This is a genomic window from Brucella sp. IR068, from assembly GCF_049065885.1.
GTDB lineage: Bacteria > Pseudomonadota > Alphaproteobacteria > Rhizobiales > Rhizobiaceae > Brucella > Brucella intermedia.
Genome location: NZ_JBAKHE010000031.1, coordinates 1 through 13,783 on the forward strand (window position 1 = coordinate 1; position 13,783 = coordinate 13,783).

Consider the following 13,783-nt stretch of genomic DNA (forward strand, 5'->3'; position numbering starts at 1 on the left):
CCGAGTGCCACGCGCATCGCAAACAGCCGCTGGCTCGTACTGTTGGTGCCATCAACAATTTCACACAATGTCTGGCGTCCCCTTTGGTCAATGCGCGTGGCGCGGTGGAGGCAACGATTTGCTTTGTTCTGCCCATCGATATGCCGGAGATCGAGCGCCGGAGGTTGGAAGTCCGACTTATTGAGGCTGCGAGCGAAATTTCCATCGCGGCCCACGGGTGACGTGCTCCACGGGCCGTATACTGTCGCACTACCGCGTTAGGCCGGAAGGAAGGCCTTACTGGTATGCCACTCCAGTTCTCAGTGATTGACCGACCTGGACCAGCCGGGCAATCCGGAGCTGTCACGGGGTCGTTTGGCGACCGTGCCCATTCAACTCTTCCGCTACGTCTTCGATAAAAGCAGCGGATTCGCAGCAACCGATAATTATCATCTAATCTTCGATCGCGAGGAAACCGCGCTTTAGGTGAGATAGATTCTGACTGGCATTCAAACGCTACCGAGCATATCTTGCCAAGCCCAACGGCATCCGTTGATAATTCGCAACCTCGACGCGTTCGAGGGACCTAAGAGCGTTGCCAACCCCATGGTTCGTCGCTGCTAGAGAAGCGATAATGAAAGAGCATCGCAACAACGCGGCCGCAAGGCCCGATTGTTGTAGCCCGAGCGTGATTACCCGCCCCTCGATTGCGGAATATAACGCAATATCTCGTTGTCATATCGACATCATGATGTCATGATGTCGATATGACAAATGAATATGAACACATACCGCTGTACGCGAAAGTCGAAGCGGCCCTTGCTGCAGAAATATCATCCTCTGTTCTCCGTCCAGGCCGCCAACTTCCAACGGAAGATGAGCTAACGGAACGATTCAACGTGAGCCGAACGACGGTTCGTAAAGCGATAGAGCTGTTGGTGGCGCGCGGATTAGTAGAAATCAGACGAGGAAAAGGCACCTTCGTTGCGCATCCCAAGATCACCCAAGAATTGACCCAGTTGACGGGGTTCGTAGAGGATATGGAGGCGCTCGGCCGCACGCCGACCGCCCGGGTGCTGGATAGGCGCAACGTCGCCGCCGATACAAATGTTGCGCGGCAACTCGCCATTCCGACTGGTACCTTGGTCATGCGGATTCAGCGCGTGCGACTAGCCGACGGCGTGGCCATGTCCTTCGATGAGACCTACCTGCCACGCGAGATCGGAGAGAAGATCGTTACGCACGACTTGGATGCTGAACCGATTTTCTCGCTGCTTGAGGACAAATACGATTTGCCTCTTACCGAGGCGGAATATCGTCTTGAAGCCATCACTGCCACGTCGGATGTAGCGCAAGCGCTCGCCATTAGTTCAGGTAGTGCGATCTTTCTGATAGAGCGTACGTCCTACACTACCGGACATCGGCCAATTGACTACGAAAAGCTGCATTATCGCGGGGACCTGATTAAGTTCGTCACCCGGCTGGCACGACGCCCGCGCGAATGTTCTTGACGGGGGCCGAGCAATGGAAACCCTATGTTTTTTTGCGGCCGCTTTCGGCGCAAGTGCTCTGGGTGGTGTGCTCGGCATGGCTAGTGGCATCTTTATTGTACCCATTCTCACGCTGCTGTTTGGCAGGGATATTCATGTTGCCATTGGAGCAAGTATCGTTTCGGTAATTGCCTGCTCATGCATCAGCGCGGCCCCGTTCATAAAAGGTCGCCTGACCAATATTCGCCTAGCCATTGTCCTCGAGACGGCGACCACGCTCGGCGCGTTGACCGGCGTTTTTCTTATCGGCATCGTTCCGACCTCGGTTTTGTACACCCTATTTGCAGCCATTCTGGCGCTTTCGGCGATGCAAATGCTTGCAAGGCGGTGCGAAACGATCGACGCGATCAGCACGGATGTGACGAGTTGGGCCACGACCCTACGCCTGCACTCCAGCTATCCTGATCAAGTGACGGGGCATGAAATGCCTTATCAAGTCGGCCACGTTCCATTTGGCATGGTGCTGATGTACGCTGCCGGGCTGATTTCTGCATTGCTCGGCATTGGCTCCGGCGTCCTGAAAATCCCGGCGATGGACACTGCCTTGAGACTCCCCATCAAAGTATCATCCGCTACGTCGAACTTCATGATTGGGGTGACAGCAGCAGCCAGCGCAGGTGCATACTACGTACGAGGCGATATCGACATTGACATTACCGGTCCGGTCGCACTCGGTTCAGTCATCGGTGCGCTCGTTGGTGCTCGTCTGCTGATGGGGCTCCCGGCTCACAAGTTGCGTATTTTCTTCGTGATCGTTCTCGCACTGCTGGCAGTTCAGATGATTCTGAGTGCCTTTGGTGTCCAACTTATTGGTGGTACAGCATGAAATCTGCTTTGGAGCGGCGGGACTATGTCATCGCCGGGCTGCTTTGTTACGGAACATGGTTCGCGACAGCGATGATTGCGGTCGGCGTCATCTTGACCGCTGTCAAACCATTCCTTGGTTCACTCGTCCTCCCGCTGAGCGGTTTTAGCGCGGTGAAGGCAGGCGTTGCGGTGCTCATCTTTCTCCCTGTTGCGCGGCTAGCGCTGATGCTGATCCTTTTCCTGCGCGACCGCGACCATGTGTATACTGCGATTACGGCTCTGGTGCTGGCAGTCATCGGGATTGGTGTTCTCATTGAAATCTGAGCGTTATTCACTCTATGAAATCGGAGCGTTTGTCGTCGCCGGCTTCTTTCTTCCGTAAGGGCATTTCCGATCCAACGCGCCGCGGTCGTCCCAAGACGTTGTGTAACCACGCGGACACTTTGAAAGTAAGCGCTATTTTCGCTGCGCCCGGACGGCTTCGCTGAGCATAACCACCCACGGGCGCCAGCGTAACTCCGCTTTGTTGGACATTTGTTTCGGAAAAGTTAAACTGTAAAAGGTGCCGATATCGGCCGCATCGTCAATTTTGTAAGTACGTGTTTTCGGCTGACTACGTTCGGCAGCATCGCGCTCAATCTGGGGTGCATTAGAGAGCTTTCCCGATGCACGCTCTTTTTCAGTAAACAGCTGGCAGCAGAGGTCATTTCCGGAGCAATCTAGCAGAAACGAACGCAGAAGCCAAAGGCGATGGACGCTCCTCTTTGGCGCTCATGCACTTCCGAACGAGATTGACATTCACGTCTTGTTCCCGCGCCGGGTGGGAGACCGAAAGGCGGGCTCTAAACCCGCTGCGACAAGTTGATCTCGCAAAGCAGGTTCGACGGCGAACATCACAACCAACAAGCCGCACCTGCAGTTTACGAACATCATATCCGATTTGGTGCATCAGAGCACTGAGCTTCAGAAGGTGTACATAAATTCGCGCTTAGCTTTGAAGCTACATTGGTCATCGAAACGGTCAAAACGGGATGAGAATTAAGGAGAGGACGCCCACGTGCCCGCCGAATACCTCTCGAAAAGTTGCTAGCTCAATTGAAAGTGCTTCATCCCCGATCTTATTCGACAATGAGGGGAATGCACCACCAAGGTGAAATATATTTCATATAATGAATTATATTGACAGTCGCGTTTCTTTGCGATTAGCTATCAATACTGGTCTTCGAGGAGGAGGGCCGGTCTTCACAAAGATCAACGGCGTTTTTGGGACGCTTTCCGCGCGTTTGGGAGGGGCTTCGGCCTCGAGGAGGACACTTGCGCAATTTTCTGAGCACGACCGCAATGGCGGTTCTTGCGGCAACGCTTCTGGCCGGTTCCGCAACGGCAGCCGAGACCGAGAATCCGTTCCGCTGTAAACCGGGCGAAAAATATGTGATGAACGTCATGGTTTCTGGCGTTGAATACTGGTTTCCCGTCTATGAAATGTTCAAGCAGGCTGGTCGGCAGTTCGGCTGCGAGACGGAATATACTGGCACACCAGAATATGACGTGAACAAGCAGATCGCCACGTTCGATCAGGCGTTGGCGCAGAATCCAGCTGGTATTCTTGTTCATCCGATGAACTCCGACCCGTTCATCGAGCCCATCAACCGGGCGATCGATCAGGGTACGGCGGTCGTCACATTCGCAGCAGATTCTCCGTTGTCGAAGCGTGTGTCCTTCATCACTTCGGACAACACACGAGAAGGCACCTATGCGGCCGATGCCATCGCCCAGAAAATGGGCGGCAATGGCGAATATGCTGTTCTTGAAAATCCGGGACAGGATAATCACGACAAGCGCATTGCAGCTTTCATCGCCCGCATGGAAGAGAAGTGGCCTGACATGAAGCTGGTTGGTCGTGCTGCTTCCAATCAGGACCCGACGAAAGCGTATCAGGGGCTGTCGAGCCTCATTCAAGCCAATCCGAACCTCGGTGCGGTTTTCATGCCGGAGGCCAACTCCGCAATTGGGGCTGCGCAGGCGAACAAAGAAGCTGGTGGCAAGGTTCTCGTCATGTGTGCCGACGTCAACGCCAACATCCTCGACATGATCAAGGCTGGTGAAGTCTTCGGTTCGATCAATCCGAACCAGGGCATGCAGGGCTATATGGGCTTCTTGCTGCTGTGGCTTGCCAAGCATCCGGAACTGATCGACCCGATGAATGACGCCAAGCGTTCCGGCTTCAACCCGATGAGCATTCCCGTTGTCGATAATGGCCTCTCAATTGTGACCGCAGAAAACGCGGACGACTTCTATTGGGACAAATATCTGAAGCGTCGCGGTACTAAGGGCATTGACGAATAGGCTCCGTTCAACAAGCCATCCGCGCCCTGTGGTGCGGATGGTTTGAATGGAGAGGGAGGAAAAAGATGGCTGAACCGGTGCTTACCATCCACGGTGTAACCAAGCATTTCGGAGCGGTGAAGGCGCTGACGCAAGTGGATTTCAGGCTTGAACGTGGTGAGGTCCATGCGCTCTGCGGCGAGAACGGTGCTGGTAAATCGACACTGATGAGCATTATCGCTGGCGTTTTGCAGCCGACTGAAGGTGAGATACGCATTGACGGCAAAACCGTTCACATTGCCTCCCCCGCCGTGGCGCAATCGCTTGGTATCGGTCTGGTGCATCAGGAAATAGCGCTTTGTCCGGACGCTACAGTGGCCGAAAACATGTTTATGGCGACGACCAATCGCCGTCGTTCGCCGTTCATGAATTACGGCGCGCTGGAACGTGATGCGCAGATCGTGATGAACCGCCTGGCGGCTATCGATGTTCGGCAGAAGGTCGCCAACTTGCCGATTTCCAGCCAGCAGCTCGTGGAGATCGCCAAAGCGCTGACACTCGACTGCCGTGTGTTGATTCTGGATGAACCCACGGCTGCGCTCACCGAAACGGAGGCACAGCAGCTCTTTTCGATCATCCGTGATCTCAAGGCAAACGGTATTTCCATCATCTATATTAGTCACCGCATGGCCGAGATTTTCAACCTCTGTGACCGGGTGACGGTTTTCCGCGATGGTCGTTATGTATGCACCGATCGCATTGCCGATGTGAAACCCGACGATGTGGTGCGTCGGATGGTAGGACGGGAGATCACGCAGCTCTACCCGGATAAACTTGGATCGCACGAGGCGGCAGGCGAAATTATTCTCGAAGTCGACGGAATCGGCGATGGCGTGCGCTTTAATGACGTAAGCTTTACCGTTCGCAAAGGTGAAATTCTTGGTTTCGGTGGCCTTATCGGATCGGGGCGAACGGAGATTGCCGAAGGTGTCTGCGGCCTTCGTCCACGCACTGCGGGAACAGTTCGCCTCCATGGCAAGACACAGAAGATCAGTTCATATTCCGACGCAGCCAAGGCCGGCATTGTTTATCTTTCAGAAGACCGCAAAGGTTCTGGTGTATTCCTGGAGATGTCCATCGCGCAGAATATTTCCGTGCTGGACCTGAAATCATTGACCAATGCCGCCGGACTTCTCAACGGTCGAGCCGAAGCTGCACTTGCAGAGGATTTTGCGAAACGGCTTTCCGTGCGCATGGGTGGCATCGAAGCGCCTGTGAAATCACTTTCAGGCGGCAATCAACAGAAAGTGGCAATCGCCAAGCAACTGGCGGTAAAGCCTAAAGTCATTTTGATGGATGAACCGACACGGGGCATTGATGTCGGCGCAAAAGCGGAAATTCATCGCCTGCTGCGGGAGCTTGCGCGTTCCGGTATTGGCATCATCGTCATCTCGTCGGAAATGCCGGAACTTCTTGGTCTGGCTGACCGCGTGCTGGTCGTTCGGGAAGGGCACATTGCGGGAGAGCTTTCTGCGGACACCATGTCGGAAGAGGCAGTGATCCTTCTTGCTTCAGGCGTTGGCGCGGAACGGGCATCGCATCATGCCGCATGAAAAGAAAATGGGAGAGGGTGAAATGGCAATCGACACAATGGCAGCGGCTGCGCCAAAAAATTCGTCGATAAGGCGCATAGGAACCATGCGTGAAGGCGGTTTGATTGCGATCATTCTGGCATTGGCCATGGTGATGAGTTTTGCGTCGCCGCATTTTCTGACGCTCGGCAATTTTCGTGCGATGCTGATGAGTTTCTCGGTGGAAGGCATCGTCGTGGTGGGGATGACGATTCTGTTGATTGTCGGGGGCATCGACCTTTCGGTGGGCTCGGTGGTCTGTTTCTCCATGGTCCTTTCCGGCGCACTCTTTCTGACTGGGCTCGATCCATGGACGGCTTCGCTTGTAGGCATTGCGGCGAGCGCAGCCATCGGCGGCATTATGGGATTCTTCGTAACCGTCGTTGGCCTCAACCATTTCATCACGTCGCTGGCAGCCATGGTAATTGTGCGTGGTCTCTGCCTTATCATCACCAAAGGAACGCCGCTGTCGCTTTTCACGCTGCCGCCAAGCTTCAAAGCGGTGGGGCAGGGCACATTCTATGGCATCCCCTATGTCATTTTGATTTTCGTCGCCGTCGTCATTCTGTTCGACTTCTTGCTCCGTCGCGCTACGGCCTTTCGCAAGGTGTTCTATACCGGCAGCAATGAGAAAGCGGCGCTCTATTCAGGCATAAAGACGAACCAGGTCAAATTCTGGGTTACGGTGTTGTGCTCGACGCTCGCCGGTGTTGCAGGCGTCATCTATATGTCCCGCTTCGGTGCTGCTACGCCTACTTTTGGTGTTGGGATGGAGCTGAATATTATCGCTGCGGCAGTCATCGGCGGTGCATCGCTCAGCGGTGGTTCAGGTACTATCCTTGGCGCTATTCTCGGCATGGCTCTGCTTTCGTTGGTCACATCCTCGCTGATCCTCCTCAATGTTTCGGTGTACTGGCAGGACATGATCAAGGGCTGCATTCTTCTTGCCGCTGTTTCGATCGACCATTTCCTGCACAAGCGGAAGGTGTCCTGATATGCCCATTGCTAAACTGAAACCGAGAACAACAGCGCCACGTGAGGAAATCGTCGTTGCCCGCCAGATGCATCAGGCTCTCGTCCTGCATTTTCTGGAGGGGCTGACACAGGCGCAGATTGCGGACCAACTCGGCATTTCTCACGCAACTGTCAACCGGCTCATCAAACGCGGCCGCCAGCTTGGCCTTGTAGAAATCAAGATCAAGTCGCCGGTCGAGCCTCTTATCGATCTGGAAGAACGATTGCTGGCGCTTGGTGGCATTAGCCGCGCCATCGTTGTGCCGACCGCATCCGACAACCCGCAAACGGCTTTGCTGGCGGTGGGGGAAGCCGCTGCCCGCCTGCTTCTTGAAGAAATCGCCGATGGTGACACGATCTGCATCACTGGCGGAAAGGGCATGAGTTCCGTGGTCGCTGGAATTCAAGCCCCACGCCGTTTCGATGTTGAGGTTATTCCAGCAACGGGCTGCGTGCAGGGGAAGCACTATACTGACGTCAATCACGTCTCGACTTTGATGGCCGAAAAGCTCGGAGGGCATTCCTATCAGATACATGCGCCCTTGTTCGCAGATGATGCTGCGCAGCGCGCTATGCTGATGAACATGCGCTCTGTCGCTGACGTGTTCCAACGGGCGAGGGAGGCCAAGGTGGCCATCGTCGGTATCGGCTCTATCGTCAGTACGGATTCGACCTATTACGATCTGCACCCGTCGTCGAGTGAAGACCGGACGGCTATCGAGCATTCCGGTGCCAGTGCGGAACTTCTTGCCCATCTACTCGATGTGGAGGGACGGATTTGCAACTATAGCCTCAACCGTGCGCTGGTCTCGCTTACGCTGAATGAGTTTGCGCACATCCCGACGAAGATCGGTGTCGCCAGTGGATTGAACAAGGCCGAATCTATCCTGAGTGTTCTTCGCGGCAATCATCTCGATACGCTCGTCACCGACGAAGCGACTGGCGCCCGCGTTCTCGAACTTGCATCCCAAGAAGGATATTTCGCATGAGCGGCGAACAGTTGATCCGCGAAATCGGGCGCTCCGGCGTCAGGGCGTCCGCAGTCGGTCTCGGTACATGGGCTATAGGCGGCTGGATGTGGGGCGGAACGGATGAAGCCCAATCCATCGCAGCTATCCAGGCATCGCTGGATGCTGGCGTGACGCTGATCGATACGGCGCCGGCCTACGGCCTCGGACGATCTGAGGAAATTGTCGGCAAGGCAATTGCCGGATGCCGCGGCAAGGCGGTGATCGCGACCAAATGCGGCCTCGTCTGGCATACCCGGAAAGGTAAGCACTTCTTCGAACAGGATGGAAAGCCAGTCCATCGCTATCTGGGGCGGGATGCGATCATCCACGAGGTGGAAGAAAGTTTGCGCCGTCTTGGTACCGATTATATCGATCTTTACATCACTCATTGGCAGGACCCGACGACACCAATCGAAGAGACCGTCGCGGCGCTTGATGACCTGAAACAGGCAGGAAAAATCCGGGCTGTTGGTGCCAGCAACGTCAATCGGTCGGAACTGGAGCACTATGTCCAGACTGGCGCGCTCGATGCGATCCAGGAGCGGTTCAGCATGATCGATCGGGAGATCGAGCAAGACTTGCTGCCGCTTACCACTGCAAACAATGTATCGACGTTGAGCTATTCCTCACTCGCGCTTGGTCTTCTGTCTGGCATGATCGGACCGGAACGTGTGTTTTCCGGGGACGATCAACGCAAGGACAATCCACGCTTTTCCGTTGCCAACCGGCAGAAGGCAAAGGATTTTGCGACGGCTATAAAGCCGGTCGCCGATCGCCATGGCGCGACGATAGCCCAGATCGTGATTGCTTGGACGCTGGCGCAGCCGGGAGTGACCTTCGCACTTTGCGGGGCGAGAAATCCAGCGCAGGCGCTCGACAATGCGCAGGCAGGAAGGCTCCGGCTTTCGTCTGATGACTTTGCGGCTATCGACACGGCCATTTCGGCACAACTGGTTAACATGGACGGATAACGGACGGCCATCATGAACCGAAAAGAGATATTAGACGGGCTCCGCCAGAGCCCGAAGGTGGACGTTTGTGTCGTCGGCGGTGGCATTAACGGGCTCAGCGTTTTCCGTGAGCTTGCGCTGCAGGGCGTGAACGTGCTGCTGGTTGAGCAGTCCGATTATTGTTCGGGCGCCAGCGCTGCGCTTTCACGTATGGTTCACGGTGGTTTGCGTTATCTGGAGAATGGCGAGTTCAGCCTCGTGAAGGAAGCCCTTGTCGAGCGTGACAGATTGCTGCGCAATGCTCCCCACTATGTCGCGCCGCTACCGACAACCGTTCCGATCTTCGACATTTTCTCGGGGTTAGGAAATGGGATTGTACGTTTTCTGGGGCTTACGCGCCGTCCGAGCCGGCGTGGTGCAATCGCCATCAAAGCAGGATTAGGTATCTACGATTTTCTGACGCGCAAACGAGCGCTTATGCCAAAACACCGTTTTCGCAGTCGCAAAACGACACTTGCAAAATGGCCTTCGCTCAATCCCGCGATCCGCAGTTCCGCTACCTACTTCGATGCTTGGGTCAGCCATCCAGAGCGGATTGGGGTCGAGCTTCTGCGCGACGGCCTTTCAGCTGGACCGAATGCCAAGGCGCTGAACTATGCGGCAATTTGTGAAAGTGGCGGTGGTGATTTTCAGTTATTCGACAGTATTTCCAGCGAAACACTCTCTATCCAGCCGCGGCTGGTCATCAACGCGACGGGTGGCTGGATCGATATCGCGAATGGCACACTGTTTCCGAAAGAGGCACAACCTGCCCCGCTGATGGGGGGCACCAAAGGCTCGCATCTCATTGTCGATAATCCCGCTCTCAGTGACAGTCTTGATGGGCACATGATCTATTACGAGAACGAGGATGGACGCATCTGCATCCTGTTTCCCTATCTCGGCAAAGTTCTCGTCGGCTCGACGGATATCCGTGTCGACGATCCCGGCACCGTGCGCTGCGAGGCAGACGAACGGGACTACATTTTGCAATCGCTCGCTTTCGTGCTGCCAGAGATCAAAATACGTCCTGAGGAGATTGTCTTCCAGTTCGCAGGCGTGCGCCCGCTGCCAGCCAGCAACGACAGTTTTACTGGCCGTATCCCACGCGACCATTTCTGCACGGTGCTTGAAGGGCAGGATGACCGTCCTCCCGTACTCTGCATGATTGGCGGCAAATGGACAACTTTTCGCTCCTTTGGCGAAATGGCGGCCGACTTGGCACTGAAGCGGCTGGGTTTGTCGCGGCGGATCGACACGGCGGAACGAGCCATAGGCGGCGGACGCTCATTTCCGAAAGATCGTGCAATCTGGATTACTGACCTTGCCAACACTAGTGGACTATCTGTGGATCGCGTCACAACTCTTTTCACGCGGTACGGCACAGATGCCGCTGAAGTAACCAATTTCATCGTAGAAAGGCCTGACTACGCTTTGCCGAATGCCGAATACAGCACGCGAGAGTTCCTCTATCTCATCCGAACCGAGGCAGTCGAGCATCTTGATGACTTGCTTTTGCGTCGCACGACATTGGCGATTTCCGGCGAGCTATCTCTCGCCATGACCGAGGCCGTGCTTGATTTGCTGGCGACGGAGAAGAGCTGGTCGCCCAAGCACCGCGACGCGGAGCTGACGCGATTTCTAACCCTCATGCGCGAGCGCCACGGTGTCCCCGCCGAAACCCTTTCCGCAAGGAACGAACAAAGGAGTGAATTATGCGAGAAAACCGCAAAGTCCGGATGAACCGGCTGTTCGGCAACGGTCGCTGTCTGGATGTGGCTGTCGACCATGGCGTGTGCAATGAGCCCTCTTTTCTCGACGGCTTGGAGAATATGCCAGCTGTCATCAAGGCATTGATCGACGCAAAGCCTGATGCAATCCAGATGAACTATGGTCAGGCCGACCTGCTGCAGGATGTTCCCGGCAAAGATAAACCGGCGCTGGTCATGCGCCTCGACATGGGTAATCCTTATAACCGTATCCGCCATCGCGACATGTGGGCGGTGCTGCAGAACGAGGCCGATCCGCTGATCGGAGCGCTGCAGATGGATGCGGCCTGTGTGGTGGTGAACCTCTTCATGCTGCCGGACGAGCCGGACCTCTTTCGTCAATGCGTGCAGAACATTTCCCGCGTTCGGGCAGATTGCGAAAAATACGGTATGCCGCTGATGATCGAACCGCTCGTCATGCAGCCAGTCACAGAGCGCGGCGGCTACATGGTTGATGGTGACGCCGACAAGATCGTGACGCTCACGCGGCTCGCCCGTGAAATGGGAGCTGACATCATCAAGGCAGACCCGACAACAAATGCAGAGGATTTCCATCGTGTCGTAGAGACCGCACGTTGTCCGGTGCTGGTGCGTGGCGGTGGTAAGGAAGATCTCTCCGCAGTATTTACCAAATCTGCAGCCTTGATGCAGCAAGGTGCAATGGGCATGGTCTATGGGCGTAACATATATCAGCATGCCAATCCAAGCGCCGTGGTGCGCGGATTGATGGCGATTATCCATAAGAATGCGAGCGGCGAGGAGGCCTATTCGCTCTATCAGCAGGGTTGAGTTGCTGAACTACTTGGACCTTGGGAGGGGTTCTTCATGCAAAAATATCTGTTGGGGCTCGATGCGGGCAACACTGTCATCAAGGCGGTGGTTTTTGATCTTTCGGGACGGGAGCTCGCCCATGCAGGTCAAGAAGGACATAGCCGCATGCCGCATCCTGGTCACGTCGAGCGTGACCTTGGCGAGCTCTGGTCCAATGCCAAACGGGTTATAGGGGCTTGCCTCGATAAGGCGGGTATAGCGGCGAGCGATATTGCCGCTATCGGCTGTGCCGGACATGGCAACGGGCTCTATGCGCTCGACCGGGAGGGAGAACCGCTCATAGGCATCCAGTCGCTCGACACCCGCGCGACTGGTCTCGTTGAAGAGTGGGTGGCGGAAGGGGTGGGCGCGAAGACGTACCCGATAGCGCGCCAGCGTCCATGGCCCTCCCAAACCCCGACACTGCTCGCCTGGCTGAAACGCTATCAGCCCGAACTGTTCAGTCAGATTGGCACTGTATTCTTCTCCAAGGACTTCGTAGTCAATCGCTTGACAGGCAAACGTTTCAGCGAAGTTTCCGACATGTCAGGGGCGGGCTTGCTCGATCTTGCAACGCGCCGTTACAACAGTGCTTTGATGGACGCTTATGGTTTGGGTGACAGTATGGACATCCTGCCGCCGCTCATCGAAAGCGATAATATTGCAGGTAATGTAACTGAGGCTGTGGCACGGGAGACTGGGCTTGCGGCGGGTACGCCCGTTGTTGGAGGGCTCTTCGATGTCGTAGCGTCGGCGCTGGGGGCTGGCGTCTCGCGCTCAGGAAGTGCATCGATCATTGCGGGTACGTGGAGCATCAACCAGATTATTATCGACGGCCCTGATCTCGAGGGGCCAGTCTTCATGACCTCTACTTTTGATCGCAGCCGTTACATGGCGATGGAAAACAGCGCGACGTCGGCTGCAAATTTGGAATGGCTGGTGCGAGAGTTTTTTGGAGGTGAATATCATGCCGATATCTCTCCGTTCGATGTTTGCTGCGGCCTGGCAGCGGCGATAGAGCCCGCGAATGATGATCCGCTATACCACCCCTACCTGTACGGAGCGCAACAAGACGGTCACGCACGAGCCGGGTTTTACGGTATTGCGGGATGGCACACCAAGGGGCACCTGATCCGTGCGTTGCTTGAGGGTGTAGCTTTTGGTCATCGCCAGCATGTGGAAACGATCCGCAATGCAGGTGCGACCTTTGAGGAAGCTGTGCTTTCCGGCGGTGGCTCACGCAGCCGTCTCTGGCCCCAGATATTTGCCGATGTGCTCGGCGTACCTGTTACCGTTGCCGTCTCACGAGAAACAGGTGCATTGGGCGCAGCCATTGCAGCCGGAACGGGGGTTGGTCTGTTCTCAGATTTCACAGAAGGCGCCAATGCTATGGTGCGCGCTGATCGGCACTACAAGCCGAACGCCGCGCTGGATAGGCACTATAATCGCCGTTACGCTCTTTATAGGGATATCACAGCGGCAATGACGCCACTTTGGCGTTCGATACAAACCAGTTCAGTACAAAGTGCGCACAGTCCGCGAAGATCGCTCAGCTAATGTTAGGTGTTTACCCCATCATGGGGGAAAAGCACGATCACGACAAACCGCGTGCCCGACGCCAAGGCTGCCCATCTGAAAAGCATTGCTCTCTTATTGCGAGGGTGCGCGGTTCCATTCCGGTACTCAGGCGACAGAACCGCTTTATGGCACCGCCGATACACAAATTCGCTTCTCTGCGAGGCTGGCCAACCTCCGGCATATCGATGGGCAGAACAAAGCAAATCGTTGCCTCCACCGCGCCACGCGCATTGACCAAAGGGGACGCCAGACATTGTGTGAAATTGTTGATGGCACCAACAGTACGAGCCAGCGGCTGTTTGCGATGCGCGTGGCACTCGG

11 protein-coding genes and 2 pseudogenes are annotated in these 13,783 nt (G+C 55.6%); 12 read left to right on the top strand and 1 reads right to left on the bottom strand.

Features of this window, described 5'->3' with window-relative positions; genetic code table 11:
- From ACOWVS_RS23045 to ACOWVS_RS23100, 12 genes and pseudogenes are all read left to right on the top strand, one after another.
- Positions 1-221: pseudogene (locus tag ACOWVS_RS23045) on the top strand (hypothetical protein); the annotation flags it as partial.
- A gap of 525 nt (positions 222-746) precedes the next feature.
- A complete protein-coding gene (locus tag ACOWVS_RS23050; protein ID WP_075042517.1) occupies positions 747-1,490 on the top strand; it encodes a GntR family transcriptional regulator in 744 nt (247 codons plus the stop codon).
- A gap of 13 nt (positions 1,491-1,503) precedes the next feature.
- The gene (locus tag ACOWVS_RS23055) at positions 1,504-2,355 is read left to right on the top strand and encodes a sulfite exporter TauE/SafE family protein (protein WP_075042518.1); all 852 of its coding nucleotides are present in this window, start codon (positions 1,504-1,506) and stop codon (positions 2,353-2,355) included.
- The gene (locus ACOWVS_RS23060) at positions 2,352-2,660 is read left to right on the top strand and encodes a DUF1634 domain-containing protein (RefSeq protein WP_075042519.1); all 309 of its coding nucleotides are present in this window, start codon (positions 2,352-2,354) and stop codon (positions 2,658-2,660) included. The genes ACOWVS_RS23055 and ACOWVS_RS23060 overlap by 4 nt, the downstream gene beginning before the upstream one ends.
- 990 nt (positions 2,661-3,650) lie before the next feature.
- On the top strand, positions 3,651-4,682 hold the full coding sequence (locus tag ACOWVS_RS23065; protein WP_075042520.1) for a substrate-binding domain-containing protein: 1,032 nt from the start codon (positions 3,651-3,653) through the stop codon (positions 4,680-4,682).
- 65 nt (positions 4,683-4,747) lie between these two features.
- Entirely contained in the window at positions 4,748-6,274 is a 1,527-nt protein-coding gene (locus tag ACOWVS_RS23070; protein WP_075042521.1) for a sugar ABC transporter ATP-binding protein, read from the top strand.
- Positions 6,275-6,296: 22 nt separating this feature from the next.
- Complete coding sequence (locus tag ACOWVS_RS23075) at positions 6,297-7,286, top strand: ABC transporter permease (protein ID WP_075042527.1); 990 nt, start codon at positions 6,297-6,299, stop codon at positions 7,284-7,286.
- Position 7,287: 1 nt separating this feature from the next.
- Positions 7,288-8,295, top strand: coding sequence for a sugar-binding transcriptional regulator (locus tag ACOWVS_RS23080; protein ID WP_075042522.1), 1,008 nt, complete (start codon positions 7,288-7,290; stop codon positions 8,293-8,295).
- On the top strand, positions 8,292-9,287 hold the full coding sequence (locus tag ACOWVS_RS23085) for an aldo/keto reductase (protein ID WP_075042523.1): 996 nt from the start codon (positions 8,292-8,294) through the stop codon (positions 9,285-9,287). The genes ACOWVS_RS23080 and ACOWVS_RS23085 overlap by 4 nt, the downstream gene beginning before the upstream one ends.
- Positions 9,288-9,299: 12 nt before the next feature.
- A complete protein-coding gene (locus ACOWVS_RS23090) occupies positions 9,300-11,048 on the top strand; it encodes a glycerol-3-phosphate dehydrogenase/oxidase (protein ID WP_075042524.1) in 1,749 nt (582 codons plus the stop codon).
- Positions 11,021-11,863, top strand: coding sequence for a class I fructose-bisphosphate aldolase (locus ACOWVS_RS23095; protein WP_075042525.1), 843 nt, complete (start codon positions 11,021-11,023; stop codon positions 11,861-11,863). The genes ACOWVS_RS23090 and ACOWVS_RS23095 overlap by 28 nt, the downstream gene beginning before the upstream one ends.
- Before the next feature lie 36 nt (positions 11,864-11,899).
- Positions 11,900-13,441 carry an FGGY-family carbohydrate kinase gene (locus ACOWVS_RS23100; RefSeq protein ID WP_075042526.1) on the top strand — a complete coding sequence of 514 codons (1,542 nt, stop codon included), beginning with the start codon at positions 11,900-11,902 and terminating at the stop codon, positions 13,439-13,441.
- 37 nt (positions 13,442-13,478) lie between these two features.
- Here ACOWVS_RS23100 and ACOWVS_RS23105 read toward each other — a convergent pair.
- Positions 13,479-13,783, bottom strand: a pseudogene (locus ACOWVS_RS23105) (hypothetical protein); the annotation flags it as partial.